Here is a 15,187-nt window from a genome sequence, read left to right on the forward strand (position 1 = left end):
GGTTATTGGTACTAATGAAGCAGGAAACTAACAACTATTTAAAAGAATTTTATTGAAATATTAAAAATTATCTGATATATTTGATTAGAAAATTGAATAAATGAATAAATGGGTGTGGATGATAGAAGATTTTGTTATCTGCTTAAAAGGGAAGTCGGTTAGAGCCCGACGCTGTCCCGCAACTGTATTTGGGAGCAATTCGAAATATACCACTGTTTCTATACGTAATAGAGATGGGAAGGTTCGAAGCGCGATGATCATAAGCCAGGAGACCTGCCTATTTAACATGCATCAAGTACCTACGAGGATAGGAGGTGTTAATTGCGGAGTATTTTTAACATGATCATTTTTAATAAATGTGTATGTTTATTTGAGTATTTTACGTGAATTAACAACTTCCACTGGAAGTTGTTTTTTTTATGACTAGCAGCAGTTCCCAATCATCACGACTAGAGGCCTCCCCCAGGCTATCAGCTCAATCTTCCCACTTTATGATTAGATACTAAAGGGGATTTGCTGCTATTCAAATTTTGACCACAATCCTCTTTATCAAATCCTCACATATAAATATCCTCAAAAAAAGAGAAAATTTTACCCATATTTTTAAAGAAAGCAAAAAAAGTCAAAAGTACAGTATTATAAATTGATATTGTGTAAATGGAAGGAGGATTTGGAAATGAGCTATGACCCGATTATGAAAAGAACGCTACATTATATTGAAACGAATTTAAGTGAAGGTTTATCTTTAGAAATAATCGCCTCTTTTGCTGGATTTTCTAAGTATCATTTTCATAGAATCTTTCATCAAAATATTGGTATGACAGTAATGGACTATGTACGAAAGAGAAGAATCGCGAATGCGTCAAGTTTGCTTATTCATAGTGATGAGAAAATCATTGATATTGCTTTCTACTATCATTTTGAATCGCAAGAATCCTTCACTCGTTCATTTAAAAAGGTATACCAATTACCACCAGGGCAGTACCGAAAACTCATGGGTAATCTATTATTTCAAAAGGAGGAAACAAACTTGAGTACTAAATCGCACGTGAAAGGTTGGTTTTTGAGCGGAAGTCATCCATTTAACTATACGATGGGAATTGATCGTAAAATTTTTCACACGGGGGCTGGTTCAGGTTATGTTAAATCTGTATCGACAGAGTCACCGAACGAGTTTGCCACGATGATGCAAGAGATTAACGCGGAACAATATGTAGGAAAACGAATGAAATTATCGGGTTTTCTTAAAGCTGAGAACGTGTCTGGATTTTGTGGTTTTTGGATGAGAGTTGATAATGCGTTTCAAGAAGTTTTGCAATTTGATAACATGGGAAATCGTCCAGTTACAGGGAGTACCGAATGGAGTCATCAATTTATTGTTTTAGATGTACCGGAAGGAAGCACTGTTATTTCTTTTGGTGTGCTATTGAATGGTAATGGCCAAGTATGGATAGATGAATTAAAGTTTGAAGAGGTAGATCGATCTGTACCAACTACAAATATCAATACATCTACGGATCTAAATGATGAACCACTTAATCTTTCGTTTGAAGATGAATTAAATAATGAATGAAAAAGTAAAAGATAAAAAAAGCTTATATAAAAACCTGGTTGCTTGAAAGAGCGACCAGGTTTTTATGCATAGGATAGAAAGCATTCCTGATTGACGTTCGTTTCATAAAGAAGAAGTACTATAAACAAGAAAATGGAGTGAATAGATTGTTATTTCACCCCATTAGTTAACGTTATTTACTTTGTTTTTCATAGAGAAGTCTTCAATTGTAGATTCTAAGAAAGTTATTTCAGCCTCTGCCATTTTGATTTTATGTTTGATAGCTAAGTCAACAGCCGTAGCTTTTTTATGGCTAGGTGTTTGTTTTAAGGCAGAAAGTAAGTTGTGATTTCTATGTAATCTTGTTTGTAGAGCTTCTAAAGCTTTGTCCAATGGAAGGTGATCCATGAACATTAACCCTAAATCTCCGTGGTAATGCACCGTTTCAGCTGAGGAAAGATTATCGTATAGCAGCTCATAGAAATACTTTTTACCATTCTCATTAATGGAATATACTTTACGAGGAGGTCTGTTACCTTCCTGCTCCATACGGACTTCAATATATCCTTGTTTACTTAATTTATCTAAAGTGGCATAAGCAGTAGGTTTCTTCATATCCGTAATCATACCTAAATTGTTTTCAATAAACTCATTTATTTGATAGCCATGTTGGCTTTGAGCCATTAGTAAACCTAGTAGAACTAACGATCGGTGATCCATAGTGAACCTCCTTTACAGCTTTTCTTACTATTAGTATACCATCTTTCAAAAAATAAATTAAATTGATTATTCATTATTGACTATTAGGTCATACGAAAAGAAAAAATAGAATAGATTTTATTCAAAGAGGTTAATCTATCAGATGATTATCTTGTGCTTTACGGAAAAGCAAATAATTGAACTGACTTTTTTAAAATATTTTACAATTTTTAGAAAGAAAGCGCTTGCAAAGTTCACAAATTTGACATAAAATAAGGAAAAATAGTTAATATTTAGGGGTGAGTAGATGACGAGCGCTGGAGTTATTGAAATTATTGCTAAATCAATTTATATTGGCGGTTATGCATCACTTTTATTTATACCTTACTGGATGTGCAAATATTTCTCGCATGAGAAGAAAAAACAAACTCAACAATAGATGAAAAACGATATCATATACGAAAAAGGCTCAGAGCTATTGAACTCTGAGCCTTTTTATTACCTTTGATCAGCTGGGTATACAACACCGATTTGCTTGCGAGCTTCATCCATAATTTTTATTGTGATGGATGAAGTCTCGAAAGTATTGATGGCTGATTCGTACGTATGGTTATGAAGTAAATCAATAAATTCTTTTACTTCATAGTACATCGTATTCTCTTTCTGTGGTTGCGTTATGTCTTCGACAGTTCCGTCATTGTAAATGATCTGAACTTGTGACGGAGAACTGATTTTGTTAATAATGATTCGACCCTTTTCTCCCTGAATTTCATTTGGCAGGTGAGAGTCCGAGATTTTTGAATACATTACTATAGCTTCCATATTCTCATACTGTAAAATGATACTGCCTTGACCATCGACGCCTGAATCCAACATAAATCCATTGGCTTGAATTTTTGTAGGTTCTCCAAATAATGAAACTAATGGGTAAAGGCAATAAACACCGATATCCATTAATGATCCATTAGCATAAGCCGGATTAAATGCGTTTAAAACAGTGCCTTCTTTATAAGCATTGTAACGAGAAGAGTATTGGCAAAAGTTTGCGAAATAGCGACGAATCGGACCGATTTTATGTAAATGCTCTTTGATGATTGTAAAGTTTGGTATGAATGTTGTTTTTAAAGCTTCCATTAATAGTACTTGATTCTGTTTTGCGGCAGCAATCATAGCTTGAGCTTCCACTACATTAGAAGCCATTGGTTTTTCACATAATACATGTTTTCCATGGTTCATACATAGAATAGCTTGTTCCGCATGTAATGAGTTCGGGCTTGCAATATAAACTGCATCAATATCATCGGATTGAACCATTTCTTCGATGCTTGTGTAAGTGTTGGGAATGTTGAATTTAGCAGCAAACTCATTTGCTCTTTCTGCTGTACGTGAATAAACAGCAATGAGCGAAAAGTCTTCTACTTGCTTTGCTGCATTGATAAAACTTTCGGTAATCCAATTGGTACCGATTATTCCGAACTTAATCATGTTGTATCCTCCTAAAGTGAATAAATAATACTTATTGACATATGTTAGCATGATTTTGGAAGAGAACAAAGCTTACACAATGATTTATTCTCCTCCACAGGTTTAATAAGGTTTGGATTGATAAACATATAGCGCTGGTTCACGGTAGATGAGACTATTGGCAATGAGGAATTGTGCACTATAATAGGTTGACATAATCAGTGTTGTAGAATAGGTAAGTTTGGAAACAAATAAATCCCAAGAAAGAATGGTATCAGAAGCAATAAATAAAATACTTCCTATAATAGCCCATTTATTACCCGTCATGAAGGCTGCCCATCCCATTGTTGATAGGACAATAATATACATGATAACGGGAATAATTAGAGCCTTTTCCCCATCTAGGCTAAGTGCAGTGATAATTTTACTTCCAAAGAAAGTTCCGTATGCAATGATTGGCAACGCGGATAGTACCCGTAGCTTGGAGAAATTCCATTGTTTCAAGAAAGCTCCAATATAGAATAAATGTCCGATTAGAAAAGCAACTAACCCAAAGATAAATGAGAAGATGATGAAAGCATCTCCCAGCATACAGACGAATAATCCAGCTAGAATGAGTCGTTCATGTGCAATTGTGTAGTAAGTATTTTGTCGCTTGTACGCGTAAATTAGGATGAAAACCATTGGAATCAACTTAAATAGTAGTCTTATAAATTCATTATCTTTTGGTATAACGAAAATAAATAATAATCCTGAAAGAAGAATGACTATAGGTAAAATAAAGCGCTTCACCAAAAAACCCCCTCATATGACAAAATGTATTTCTTGTATATTCTATGCAAATAGTGATTTCCCTTTTTCTTTTTTTTGAGCTCTATTAATGTAGAGGGATTTTGACGTATAGAATATCTCTAATTATAAAGTGATATCATGTTAAAATTGTATTATACATATGTGATGTAAAAGGAGGAAAAAAACTTGAATGATATGCAGTTATTAGAGCTAATTCAACTACAAGATATTTGTGAAAGCTATGATCATTTAAATCTTAAGCTGAATTGGGATCTTCTAAAGACTAGAGAAGATAATGAACCATTTGATTTCTTGCACTATGAAGATGACTTGCTTGTCGGTTTTTTAGGTATATATAAGATAGGGATAGAATATGAAATATGTGGAATGGTTCATCCTGAATATAGAAGAAAAGGAATTTTTACAGCTTTATGGGAGAAGGCTCTTGCTACAATTGATGAAAGCGAGCCAATCCTGCTAAATGCACCTGCACGATCAGAATCTGCTAAAGAATGGTTAAATACGATTCCTTGTAGTTATGCTTTCTCTGAGCATCAAATGCATTTGGAAAATCGAGATGTAGAAGTAAGCACACTTGTTCAATTGCGTCATGCAGCAGATGGAGATATAAAAGCATTGATGGAATTAGATACAGTCGGATTTGGTGAAGAGTACGATAATGAAGAAAAGTATCGTAGAGAAATCGAAGAAATCGAAGAGGGTACTGCTTATATAATTGAATGGAACGGCGTGATTGTAGGGAAAATACATATTCAATGTGAACTTGATCAAAGTTGGATATACGGATTTGTAGTCTATCCACAATATCAAGGCAAAGGGTATGGCAGAAGTGCATTGACTCAAATTGTTAGATTAGAGGAACATAATGATATTTATATCGAAGTGGCGACGGAGAATACGAATGCTCTTTCCTTATATGAGAAATGTGGATTTGAATCTTACCAGACACAGGATTATTATGATTATCAATAGAAAGAAAAAAGCATCGAATTCGATGCTTTTTGCATATGTATGAGTACTACCGCTTTACTTTTTTATATTCAGGTATTGTGAAAATGCCTGCAAAGAAAATCAATATTCCTGAACTCCTGAAAATTTTATTTTCAGCTAGATCTGATGAAATACTGAATCCGTATATGGCAATACAAATCCCAATAACGGCGATTAAAATCCCTATGAGTTGTCTTTTACCCATGCCTATATTTCCCCCTAATTTGTCCTTATTTTTAAATTACGGACGAAATATGGAAAAAGTTCCATTTGTTTTCCTGTAAAAAGATTTAGACCCCGTATCTTTTTTCGAGTTCAATTCGTTTAAGAAGTAGAGAGGGTATTAAGGAGTGGATGGAAATGAGTAAGATGGAAGTTGAACACAGCCCTATACTTGAGCATTATGGTCATCTTATTAAGTATTGTCACTATTTATCCAAGAATAAATGGGATGGTGACGATCTTGCGCAAGAAGCGATATTGAAAGCATTTAACCATTACGCGGATCAAGAAAACATACCGAAATCATTACTAACAAAAATGGCCTATAATCAATGGGTTGACTGGACACGTAAAAGACGCTTTGAAGTACTTGATTGCGATATTGATGTAATAAATGAACAACAAGTTTCTCCATCATCACAAACGACGGAAATGTTGGAGCTAATGCTACAGCGATTAACACCTAAGCAATCGGTTATCTTTATTTTGAAAGAAGTATTTCTTTATCAAGCCAAAGAAATCGCGCTGTTGATGGCAACGACGGAAACTGCCGTAAAAGCTTCATTACATCGTACGAAAAAACGAATATCAGATATGAATCAAGAAGAGCTTCATGGTGAACTGGTTGATGAAGAGGAACGATGTAGCTTATTGAATCTTCTTCAGAATGTTATCGAGCAACAAGATCCAACTGTGCTCATTCAGCTCATCCCATCGATTCCATCGCTTGCAACAGAGGCACATGTTGTTAGAACATCTTATAAGCCAAGGAAGACATCGACTTCTCCTACACTCTCTATGGTTGCATAAACCAATAATAATGGGAGGTTTTACAAATGGCTACGATTCCTTATGTAATTGAACAAACGAAACAAGGCGAGCGTTCTTATGATATTTATTCACGTCTTTTGAAAGATCGAATTGTTATGCTTGGTGATGAAATCAATGATCAAGTTGCAAACAATATCATTGCGCAATTGCTGTTTTTAGCAGCTGAAGATCCTGAGAAAGATATATCCATCTATATAAATAGTCCTGGAGGATCAACTTCGGCTGGCTTTGCAATCTTTGATACGATGAATTATATTAAGCCAGACATTTGTACAATTTGTACTGGAATGGCTGCCTCATTTGGTGCACTTCTGTTGCTCGCTGGTACGAAAGGAAAACGATTCGCATTACCTAACAGTGAAATTATGATTCACCAGCCATTAGGTGGAGTGAAAGGGCAAGCAACTGAAATCGAAATTACTGCTCGTCGCATATTAAAGTTAAAACAACATACGAATCAAATTATTGCTAACCGTACTGGGCAGCCTATTGAAAGAGTATGTGAAGATACGGAGCGAGACTACTTCATGAGTGCAGAAGAGGCGATGGAATACGGTATTGTTGATAAAATAATTGGGACTAAGTAAAAAATGCAGAGGGCTGTCCGAAAAGTGTTTTCGAACGCCCTTTTACGCTTTGTTAGCCCTCTGATGTAGTTTACGTGAAATAGATAAACTCGGCTGATTATGTTAGAGTACCTATATTTGGCGCTTTCGGTCTAGATGAAACCCATGTATCTTCTAAAAAAAATTTAGAGAATTACTTTCCCACCAATCAAACAAAAGTAGTAAATAGACTTATTGGACAGCCCCTACTTCTTATGGGTAGTAAATTAGAAATTAACGCTCGCAAATTCTTCTTCAGAAATGACTTGAAATCCTTTTAAGCGCAATAAGGCAGTCGTCACACCTTCCCCAGCTTTTTTCTCTCCGGAAAATGTTCCATTATAGATCTTCTTACTACCGCATGAAGGGCTGTTTTCTTTTAAAACGATATGCGTTGCTTGTACTTGTTGTGCTATAGCTAACGCTTGATAGGCACCTTCTACATATTGCTTTGTTACATCTTCACCAGAACGAGAAATAACTTTTGCATTACCATGAATAACGTCTTCTCCAGTACCGCCAACTATTTCAGCTGGTTCGCGAGGAGTAGTAAACCCACCTAATAATTCGGGACATGCTATTACTGCTTTCTTTTGCTCTACTAATAGATGGATTTTTTCTTGTAGTTGATGAGTTGCATCATATCGACATGAAATACCTGCTAGACATGAACTAACGAGAATCACATAATCAGTCCCTTATTTTTTGTTTAGTAGACCATTCTTCAGCTAACATACTATAAACAGCGTGATCTACGTAATGATCATAAAGCCATTCTGTCTGCCTAATCGTGCCTTCATATGTAAACCCTAATCGTTCTGGAATCGAACGCAGTGAATAGATTAATTAAGAAATGATCCTATTTTATATGGAATCATTTTTGTCTTTAGTAAGAACTTTCTCAAAAACTGTTAAAGAAAGTTGTTCCGATACAATGATATTCTTTATTTCTTGAAAGCCAAATCTCGTGTATAGAGTGGTAGCTGGTATGTTACCAGTGCCAGTGGATACCTGGATTTTGGTTGCTGAATCGTGTAAATTTTCAATAAAATGAAGTAGTGATTTTCCGATTCCTTCCCGAAAGTACGCTGGGTTTACAGCGAGTCTATGAATATCTATTATGTGTTTTTCTTGTTTGAAAGAAATAAATCCAGCTAACGTTTCATTTATAAAATATCCATAAAAAGTTTCACCGCAATTTTGTAGGCTCTCGATGGTATCTTGTAATGGTGGAAGAGTAGGAACATTAAGTAATTTTGCTTCCGCTTGATATGCAGGTGTTTGAATAGTTAAAACTTCTGCCGCAATTTCACTTTGAGTAATATCGATTGGCGTAATCATATAGGTCTCCTTAATTAGAGTAAGATACTTTTTATTGTAACATGTTCACTAAACAGTGGTTATAAGAATGTTAGAGTTTTTATACTTTTCAATCATTTGATAATTTGCTGCAAGTGAAACAAATTTAAAGGTTTTCAGGTGGTTGTGTGTCATAATGTTATTGTAATGAATAAAGGAGGGGTTTACATGCATCAATCAATTGATGGTTTTTTTAATGTATGGCAAATGGAATCTAGTCTTACTCAAAAGTTAATGGATCAGCTTACGGATGAATCATTAAAACAAGAAATTGCACCTGGTTATTGGTCTCTAGGTGAAACAGCATGGCATATTGTAGTTGTTGGAGGACTAATTGCAAAACAAACAGGGCTTGATTTTGATTCTCCAGCTCCTCAAGCAGCCGTTCCAAGTTCTGCAAAAGAAATCGCAGAGGGCTATCAACAAATGAGCCAAGGACTTTTGGAAGCGGTGAAGAAACAATGGAAAGATGAAGATTTACTTGCAGAAAGTTTGGTATTTGGACAACCTCAACCAAATGGTGCTACGTTATCAATGTTGATTTCTCATGAAATCCATCACCGTGGTCAAATGACTGTGCTGATGCATCAAGCTGGCGTTAAGGTACCAGGAATATATGGACCTTCTAAAGATGACAAAGATGCACAACAATAAATAATAGAACAAGGTAAGCACATAATGCTATAAGTGCTTACCTTATTTAATAGAGGAAAATGTATATAAATTAATCAAACGATTAGAGAAGGATATCGGATCAGGAGTTTTGGACTACCTTGACTGAAATGTTCCTGTACTGTAAAATACTGACTAGTCGGTCGTATATTATATGACTAAACAGCACTTATTTTTTTATTATTGAATGATTATGCAGAGTATAAGGAGAGCCAGCATGAAAGAAAAAGAAAAAATAATCATTGAATCCGCGATTAAATTATTTGCTGCTAAAGGATACTCCGCTACTTCTATAAATGAAATTGTAAAAGAGAGCGGAATATCAAAAGGAGCATTTTATTTATATTTTAAATCTAAGGATGCTTTATTGCTTGCCATCTTTCAACATTACTCGGAGCAATTAGAACAAAAAATGTTGTATTACGAGAATAAAGATCTGCCTCCTCGCGAAAAATTTATAAAGCAACTCCAATTAGTGTTAGAAAGTGTCATTGCTAATAAAGAATTCATGATTATGCAGACAAGAGAGCAAGCTATTCCTTTAAATGAAAAAATTAAAGAAGAGTTGTATAAAATGCAACTTAAAATGCATCAATTCTTTCAACAAGGTTTATTGAATATATATGGAGAACATCTTCAACCATTTATTTGGGATCTTTCATTAATGTTAGAGGGTATGATTCATTCATATTTAAGGATCATGCTATTTAATAATGAAATGATTCGAGTTAATCTAGTCCTGGAATTCATGATACGACGCATGGATGACATTGTGTTAGGGCTAGATAACGAGAAGCCTTTAGTAAATGACATTTTAATGAAAGAACTAATTGAACATTCGAAAAGCTGTTTCCAAACGGATCTTCATGAAATCTTATCGAAGATGAAGAAGATTATTATGGAGATTGATAATAAAGAAGATTTAACTATTTCATTAGAAGTATTAGAACAAGAAATTCAAAAAGAAAAACCAAGAATTCCTGTAATTCAAGGAATGCTTTTTAATTTCAATGAAGTTGAAGAGTTGAAAGTGTATCGAAATAAAATCGCTGCTTATTTTCAAATACAATAGAGAACAACTATAACGTTCATTAATTAAATGAACGTTTCTTATTTTTTACTGTTGACTGACTGGTCACTTTTTACTATAATTCATTTTACGTAAAAAAATGAAAGCAAAGATATATGAAAAGGGGATTGCTATGGAACTAAGTCATAATACAGGCATTAAGAAAAATTTAGTGCTAGTTGGTTTAATGATAGGAATGTTCTTCAGTTCTTTAGAACAAACAGTAGTAGGTACAGCTATGCCTACCATTGTTGCGGAGCTGAATGGATTTAGTATTTTTGCTTGGGTTACAACTGCCTACATGATTGCATCTACCGCAGTAGTACCAATTGTAGGTAAACTTTCGGATTTGTATGGTAGAAGAAAACTATATTTACTGGGTACAATTATCTTCATTCTTGGCTCTGGTTTGTGTGCTACAGCCAATACAATGGAAGAACTAGTTCTTTATAGAGGACTACAAGGTATTGGTGGCGGAATGATTATGCCACTTTCACAAACGATTATTGGTGATATTTTTACAGCTGAACAAAGAGCGAAATGGCAAGGAATCTTTGGGGCCTTGTTTGGTTTAAGTTCAGTTTTCGGACCGTTTCTTGGTGGTTTGATTGTTGATTACGTAAGTTGGCATTGGATTTTCCTGATCAATTTACCATTTGGATTATTATCAGCTATCTTAATCTTTGTAGGACTGAAGCATGAACCAGTTAGAAAAGGAAAAGTAAGCATAGATTATTTAGGAATAGTAACATTAATTCCTTCTGTTATTCTTTTTCTTCTTTGGTTAACTTTCGGTGGAGATAAATTTGCTTGGGCTTCTGGTACATCAATGGCGATTATAGGTGCAGTAATCATTCTATTAGTTGCCTTTGTATTTATTGAAAGAAAAGCTGTTGAACCTATTTTAGATTTCAGTTTCTTTAAGAATCGTGTATTTGCTGTATCAAATGCACTCGGTTTATTATTAGGCCTTGGTATGTTTGGTGCAATTATGTTCGTACCGATGTTTATGCAAGGTATATTAGGTGTTTCTCCAACAGAAGCAGGATCTACCATGACACCAATGATGATTTCTCTTATTGTTGCAAGTGTGATTGGCGGACGATTATTATTAAAAGTGCTTTTCCGTACAGTATTAACAACAGGTATGATAATCTCAGCAGTCGGCTTTTATTTTATGAGCACAATGGGACTTGAGTCTACTCAATTGCAAGCTTATTTATATATGGTTGTTCTAGGTTTTGGTATGGGATTAGTTATGCCAACAATCACAATTGCTATTCAAAATGAGTTCTCATCTTCTCAGTTAGGGCAAGTAACATCTGCCGCAACGTTTTTCCGTTCGATTGGTGGAACGATTGGAGTTACTGTATTGAACAGTGTCATGAATCAATCAATCGGTACGAAAATGGGTGAGGTGAGTTCGGAAGCAACAGATCCGGCTGTAAAACAAGCACTTCAAGCGCTATCTGAAAAAACAGATGCGTTATTCGGATTATTAGTTAATCCATCAGCATTACCATTTCCTGCAGAGATGCAAGAAATGGTTGTGAAAGGAATAGCTACAGCATGGGCTGAATCATTCTCTATCGTCTTCTTAACAGGGTTAGTATTCATTGTAATAGGTGTTTTTACAGCACTTGCAATGGGTAAGAGTCGTATTAAGAAAGACAAGGAATTGAAAGGGAAACTGGACATTCATGATGAGGAAACTCCTCAAGTTGATGTAGAAGAAAGAAAAGCATAATAGGTAAAAAAGGCTGTTCCAAAGGCGAAACTTTGGGCAGCTTTTTTTTGTTTAGCCTAAAAAATCATCTATTTTTCATTTTGAAAATGGGCTAATTTCTTATTTTAATATTAATCATAGTATTTTAATGCGAATTGTAGTAATATTGTAAAAAATAGCAAAAAAGAGGTGGTACAACATGGCTCAAATGATTATAACTGGAATTATATGTGGGGTATTATTAGGATTCGTCTTGCAAAGAGGACGATTTTGTATAGTAGGAGCTTATCGTGACCTTATTTTAGCGAGAGATGGAAGAATGTTCTTAGCAACTTTCATCGTCATTGCGATTCAGAGTATTGGTGTTTTCCTGTTGCGGGATACAGGAAATATTGTTATAGAAACAGGTCCGCTTCCATGGCTTGGCACAATTGTTGGCGGCTTAATTTTTGGAATGGGGATGGTTTTAGCAGGAGGTTGTGCTACAGGAACATGGTATCGAGCAGGTGAGGGCTTGATTGGTAGTTGGATCGCTTTGTTTGGTTATATGTTAGGAGCAGCCATTACAAAGTTTGGTATCCTATTGCCAGTAGCTGATCAGTTAACTTCTTACAGAGCTCGTGACGCATATATTTTTGAAACATTCGGAATTTCACCTTGGGTATTAGTAGCTCTTCTCACGGGAATTATTGGGGCGTTAGTATTTAGAGAATTAAAGAAACCTAAATTGTTTGTTGCAAAGTTAAAGCCAAAGAAAACAGGTCTTGCTCATATCTTATTCGAGAAATCTTGGCATCCTTTCGTAACAGCGGCGCTGGTGGGTTTGATCGCCATTCTTGCTTGGCCTCTAAGTGAAGCAACAGGTCGTAATGCTGGTTTAGGAATCACTACACCGAGCGCAAAGGTTCTTCAATATTTGGTTACAGGTGATAATGCGTTGTTAGATTGGGGAGTATTCCTTGTCCTAGGTATCTTTATTGGTTCATTCATAGCTGCAAAAGGAAGTGGAGAGTTCCGTTTTCGTTTACCTGATAAAAAGACGTTATCGAATAATGCAATTGGTGGTTTAACAATGGGCTTTGGAGCAAGTATTGCTGGCGGTTGTACAATCGGAAATGGTCTTGTAAACTCAGCTCTTTTCGCATGGCAAGGTTGGTTAGCGACTGTATGCTTCCTATTAGGATGCTGGATTGCGGTATATTTTACAATCATTCGCAAAAACAAAAAATCTAAAGCGATCACTACAACAAACGTAACTGCTTAAAAGTTCATCAGACTATTTAGAAGGCTTTTTCTTGATAAATGTTGGCTAAAGGATCATTAGGGAGGAATTTGTAATGACAAAGTTATTAGAAACTACAGGTATGGTATGTCCGTTTCCATTAATGGAAGCGAAAAATGCAATTGAAACAATGGAAATTGGGGAAGAGTTAATCATTAATTTTGACTGCACGCAGGCAACGGAAAGTATTCCACGATGGGCTGCAACGGCTGGACATGAAATTACAGAATTTGAGCAATTGAGCGAGGCTAACTGGCAAATCATTGTGAAGAAAGGTAAATAAAACGAGAAGCTATTCTACCTGAACATATGGTGGAATAGCTTTTTATATTAGTTTGTAAGATTTCTAAAAGTCGGATTATAAATGGATATAGAAAGTGCTTGTTATTGGCACTTTCTATTTATGAAAAAAATTTTTCGTAGGTGTAATTACTCTAGTGGGGTTTCTCCGAAGGCATTCCACAATAAAGGAAACATTTTGCTCAAAGTTTCTTCATCATCTTCATCCCAATCGAGATCAATTTCTGGATGATCATAATGGTCATTTGTTAGTTGACTGTAAATGTCGAAATAGGATTCATCATCCAAACCTGTTTTCTCTTCATAAGCTGTGCTAGCTACGGAAATTAGTTCTTCCAATTGAGGAATGTCATCATATTCATTTAAATCTTGTAAATAGGGTAGTAGTGCCTCTGGGTTTTTGATGGCAGTTTCATATTCTTTTTTTCCTAGATAAAGTACCCAAGCTCGAAAGTAATCAAAGCTATCATCTGAACATCCACCTAATATAATATAAGCTGCAGCCCAAAGGCTGGATGTGTATGACTTTTTATAGTGAGTATTGAATATATAATCAAATTTCACAATATCTTTAATGGATTTTCTTGATAAATGAGAAATAAGCCATTCGATTTGTTCATCCGCATACTCACCTTTAGTTTTGGCCTTCTTTAATAGCTCCCAAAAGAGAGCTTCTGTCATGGAGCTTTCTTTCACGATCAGTTGGGAGGATTGAGAGAATTTATACCCCTTTTTCATTTTGGATTTAATTAGACTCGCACTTTCTTTTTGACACTCTTCTTCTGATTCGAATTTCTTTGTTTTAACTGCTCCGCTCGTACCGATTTTTCCATAGGTAATGGTAAAAGTGTTCCCTAAGACATTAATTTTCCAAAACTTATTGGATAGATCGTCAGTATAAATGAGTAATGTTTCCAAGAATGTCACCCCTAGCATGCTATTGTAATCCTAATTGTACAGGGCAGAAGTTTATAATGCTATGAATATGGTTATTTTAAATATGTTAGATTACGGTATTTTCAAAACTGATTGATTTATATTCATATTTTAAGAAAAAGTAAATTAGTGTTAAAATGATTAAAGGTATTTCATTGATACCGATTAAATTCACATATGACCATTAGAAGGAGGTAATATATTAATGAGATTCTTAAAAGTGTTTGTAGTGATTGTCATTGTTTTAGTTGGAATCGGATACGGTGTATATTATTTTGGTACTAATATGGCCTCCGTTAAAGTAATGGATGCTGTTTCGGAAGAATTAGAGAATAGTGGACAAATAGATGCTGTTAAGAAAGAAATCGAAAAGGACCCGGACTTACAGAAGATGGTTAATGAGGGTGCGAACGTAGATGAAAGTAAATTACCGTTTAAAACGAAAGAGGAAGCTACAAGAGTTATTATTAAAAAAGTAGGAATCAGTGAGTTAAATGATATTAAAAATCAGGTTCAAAACGGTACTGCTTCTAAAGAAGAAATCATGAATAAAGTGCAAGATAAATTAACAGATGAAGAAATATTAGCTCTGAAAGTGATTGCCTATAAGGAGCTTAATAAATAACCTCTTACTTATAAGTAAGGGGTTTTTTTTATCCCGTTCAAA

At 35.0% G+C, this 15,187-nt stretch carries 18 protein-coding genes, 1 pseudogene and 1 riboswitch; of the genes and pseudogenes, 11 read left to right on the forward strand and 8 right to left on the reverse strand.

The genetic code is table 11. The features are described 5' to 3' along the window. The first annotated feature begins 93 nt into the window (after positions 1 to 93). Positions 94 to 295, forward strand: a riboswitch (cobalamin riboswitch). A gap of 381 nt (positions 296 to 676) precedes the next feature. Then, complete coding sequence (locus tag V7014_RS18010) at positions 677 to 1,573, forward strand: helix-turn-helix transcriptional regulator (RefSeq protein WP_335508898.1); 897 nt, start codon at positions 677 to 679, stop codon at positions 1,571 to 1,573. 162 nt (positions 1,574 to 1,735) lie between these two features. On the opposite strand, the gene V7014_RS18015 is transcribed toward V7014_RS18010, so the two are convergent. Beyond that, entirely contained in the window at positions 1,736 to 2,272 is a 537-nt protein-coding gene (locus V7014_RS18015; protein WP_335508900.1) for a PadR family transcriptional regulator, read from the reverse strand. Positions 2,273 to 2,558: 286 nt separating this feature from the next. Here V7014_RS18015 and V7014_RS18020 point away from each other — a divergent pair, with 286 nt between their 5' ends. Then, complete coding sequence (locus tag V7014_RS18020; protein ID WP_335508902.1) at positions 2,559 to 2,690, forward strand: hypothetical protein; 132 nt, start codon at positions 2,559 to 2,561, stop codon at positions 2,688 to 2,690. A gap of 59 nt (positions 2,691 to 2,749) precedes the next feature. Here V7014_RS18020 and V7014_RS18025 read toward each other — a convergent pair whose 3' ends face one another. Together V7014_RS18025 and V7014_RS18030 are read right to left on the reverse strand one after the other, a co-directional pair. Further along, a complete protein-coding gene (locus V7014_RS18025) occupies positions 2,750 to 3,736 on the reverse strand; it encodes a Gfo/Idh/MocA family oxidoreductase (RefSeq protein ID WP_335508904.1) in 987 nt (328 codons plus the stop codon). A gap of 102 nt (positions 3,737 to 3,838) precedes the next feature. Then, a complete protein-coding gene (locus V7014_RS18030; protein WP_335508906.1) occupies positions 3,839 to 4,507 on the reverse strand; it encodes a lysoplasmalogenase in 669 nt (222 codons plus the stop codon). Between the two features lie 195 nt (positions 4,508 to 4,702). On the opposite strand from V7014_RS18030, the gene V7014_RS18035 reads away from it, so the two are divergent. Next, the gene (locus V7014_RS18035; RefSeq protein ID WP_335508930.1) at positions 4,703 to 5,500 is read left to right on the forward strand and encodes a GNAT family N-acetyltransferase; all 798 of its coding nucleotides are present in this window, start codon (positions 4,703 to 4,705) and stop codon (positions 5,498 to 5,500) included. 46 nt (positions 5,501 to 5,546) lie between these two features. On the opposite strand, the gene V7014_RS18040 is transcribed toward V7014_RS18035, so the two are convergent. Next, on the reverse strand, positions 5,547 to 5,723 hold the full coding sequence (locus tag V7014_RS18040) for a hypothetical protein (protein WP_335508908.1): 177 nt from the start codon (positions 5,721 to 5,723) through the stop codon (positions 5,547 to 5,549). A 155-nt stretch (positions 5,724 to 5,878) separates the two neighbouring features. Here V7014_RS18040 and V7014_RS18045 point away from each other — a divergent pair, with 155 nt between their 5' ends. Beyond that, a complete protein-coding gene (locus V7014_RS18045) occupies positions 5,879 to 6,550 on the forward strand; it encodes a sigma-70 family RNA polymerase sigma factor (RefSeq protein WP_335508909.1) in 672 nt (223 codons plus the stop codon). Between the two features lie 26 nt (positions 6,551 to 6,576). Then, positions 6,577 to 7,158 (forward strand): ATP-dependent Clp endopeptidase proteolytic subunit ClpP, encoded by a 582-nt coding sequence (gene clpP / locus V7014_RS18050; RefSeq protein WP_335508911.1) that lies wholly within the window; start codon positions 6,577 to 6,579, stop codon positions 7,156 to 7,158. A 245-nt stretch (positions 7,159 to 7,403) separates the two neighbouring features. On the opposite strand, the gene V7014_RS18055 is transcribed toward clpP, so the two are convergent. From V7014_RS18055 to V7014_RS18065, 3 genes and pseudogenes are all read right to left on the reverse strand, one after another. Next, positions 7,404 to 7,862: a DUF523 domain-containing protein gene (locus V7014_RS18055; RefSeq protein ID WP_335508913.1), complete on the reverse strand. Its 459-nt coding sequence runs from the start codon at positions 7,860 to 7,862 to the stop codon at positions 7,404 to 7,406. A 4-nt stretch (positions 7,863 to 7,866) separates the two neighbouring features. Beyond that, positions 7,867 to 8,007: pseudogene (locus V7014_RS18060) on the reverse strand (GNAT family N-acetyltransferase); the annotation flags it as partial. A gap of 33 nt (positions 8,008 to 8,040) precedes the next feature. Further along, positions 8,041 to 8,517 carry a GNAT family N-acetyltransferase gene (locus V7014_RS18065; RefSeq protein ID WP_335508915.1) on the reverse strand — a complete coding sequence of 159 codons (477 nt, stop codon included), beginning with the start codon at positions 8,515 to 8,517 and terminating at the stop codon, positions 8,041 to 8,043. Between the two features lie 186 nt (positions 8,518 to 8,703). On the opposite strand from V7014_RS18065, the gene V7014_RS18070 reads away from it, so the two are divergent. The 5 genes from V7014_RS18070 to V7014_RS18090 all read left to right on the forward strand — a co-directional run bounded on the left by V7014_RS18070 (position 8,704) and on the right by V7014_RS18090 (position 13,567). Further along, the gene (locus V7014_RS18070) at positions 8,704 to 9,189 is read left to right on the forward strand and encodes a DinB family protein (RefSeq protein WP_335508917.1); all 486 of its coding nucleotides are present in this window, start codon (positions 8,704 to 8,706) and stop codon (positions 9,187 to 9,189) included. Between the two features lie 235 nt (positions 9,190 to 9,424). Further along, positions 9,425 to 10,279 (forward strand): TetR/AcrR family transcriptional regulator, encoded by an 855-nt coding sequence (locus tag V7014_RS18075; RefSeq protein WP_335508919.1) that lies wholly within the window; start codon positions 9,425 to 9,427, stop codon positions 10,277 to 10,279. A gap of 130 nt (positions 10,280 to 10,409) precedes the next feature. After that, positions 10,410 to 12,023 carry an MDR family MFS transporter gene (locus V7014_RS18080; RefSeq protein ID WP_335508921.1) on the forward strand — a complete coding sequence of 538 codons (1,614 nt, stop codon included), beginning with the start codon at positions 10,410 to 10,412 and terminating at the stop codon, positions 12,021 to 12,023. Positions 12,024 to 12,201: 178 nt separating this feature from the next. Further along, positions 12,202 to 13,266 carry a YeeE/YedE family protein gene (locus tag V7014_RS18085; RefSeq protein ID WP_335508923.1) on the forward strand — a complete coding sequence of 355 codons (1,065 nt, stop codon included), beginning with the start codon at positions 12,202 to 12,204 and terminating at the stop codon, positions 13,264 to 13,266. Between the two features lie 73 nt (positions 13,267 to 13,339). Then, on the forward strand, positions 13,340 to 13,567 hold the full coding sequence (locus V7014_RS18090; RefSeq protein WP_335508925.1) for a sulfurtransferase TusA family protein: 228 nt from the start codon (positions 13,340 to 13,342) through the stop codon (positions 13,565 to 13,567). 146 nt (positions 13,568 to 13,713) lie between these two features. Here the strand turns inward: V7014_RS18090 and V7014_RS18095 are convergent, their stop codons facing one another. Further along, positions 13,714 to 14,502 carry a DUF4240 domain-containing protein gene (locus tag V7014_RS18095; protein ID WP_335508927.1) on the reverse strand — a complete coding sequence of 263 codons (789 nt, stop codon included), beginning with the start codon at positions 14,500 to 14,502 and terminating at the stop codon, positions 13,714 to 13,716. Positions 14,503 to 14,725: 223 nt separating this feature from the next. Between V7014_RS18095 and V7014_RS18100 the strand changes: the two genes are divergently transcribed. Beyond that, a complete protein-coding gene (locus V7014_RS18100) occupies positions 14,726 to 15,145 on the forward strand; it encodes a hypothetical protein (RefSeq protein WP_335508928.1) in 420 nt (139 codons plus the stop codon). Positions 15,146 to 15,187: the final 42 nt, after the last annotated feature.

This window comes from Bacillus sp. JJ722, assembly GCF_036963345.1.
Lineage (GTDB): Bacteria > Bacillota > Bacilli > Bacillales > DSM-1321 > Bacillus_AD.

Bases quoted from the DNA above. Each gene is read 5' to 3' on its own strand.
- V7014_RS18100 (WP_335508928.1), top strand. From the start codon at position 14,726: ATGAGATTCTTAAAAGTGTTTGTAGTGATTGTCATTGTTTTAGTTGGA.
- V7014_RS18070 (WP_335508917.1), top strand. From the start codon at position 8,704: ATGCATCAATCAATTGATGGTTTTTTTAATGTATGGCAAATGGAATCT.
- V7014_RS18065 (WP_335508915.1), bottom strand. From the start codon at position 8,517: ATGATTACGCCAATCGATATTACTCAAAGTGAAATTGCGGCAGAAGTT.
- V7014_RS18090 (WP_335508925.1), top strand. From the start codon at position 13,340: ATGACAAAGTTATTAGAAACTACAGGTATGGTATGTCCGTTTCCATTA.
- V7014_RS18085 (WP_335508923.1), top strand. From the start codon at position 12,202: ATGGCTCAAATGATTATAACTGGAATTATATGTGGGGTATTATTAGGA.
- clpP (WP_335508911.1), top strand. From the start codon at position 6,577: ATGGCTACGATTCCTTATGTAATTGAACAAACGAAACAAGGCGAGCGT.
- V7014_RS18080 (WP_335508921.1), top strand. From the start codon at position 10,410: ATGGAACTAAGTCATAATACAGGCATTAAGAAAAATTTAGTGCTAGTT.
- V7014_RS18020 (WP_335508902.1), top strand. From the start codon at position 2,559: ATGACGAGCGCTGGAGTTATTGAAATTATTGCTAAATCAATTTATATT.
- V7014_RS18025 (WP_335508904.1), bottom strand. From the start codon at position 3,736: ATGATTAAGTTCGGAATAATCGGTACCAATTGGATTACCGAAAGTTTT.
- V7014_RS18075 (WP_335508919.1), top strand. From the start codon at position 9,425: ATGAAAGAAAAAGAAAAAATAATCATTGAATCCGCGATTAAATTATTT.
- V7014_RS18015 (WP_335508900.1), bottom strand. From the start codon at position 2,272: ATGGATCACCGATCGTTAGTTCTACTAGGTTTACTAATGGCTCAAAGC.
- V7014_RS18010 (WP_335508898.1), top strand. From the start codon at position 677: ATGAGCTATGACCCGATTATGAAAAGAACGCTACATTATATTGAAACG.
- V7014_RS18045 (WP_335508909.1), top strand. From the start codon at position 5,879: ATGAGTAAGATGGAAGTTGAACACAGCCCTATACTTGAGCATTATGGT.
- V7014_RS18040 (WP_335508908.1), bottom strand. From the start codon at position 5,723: ATGGGTAAAAGACAACTCATAGGGATTTTAATCGCCGTTATTGGGATT.
- V7014_RS18035 (WP_335508930.1), top strand. From the start codon at position 4,703: ATGCAGTTATTAGAGCTAATTCAACTACAAGATATTTGTGAAAGCTAT.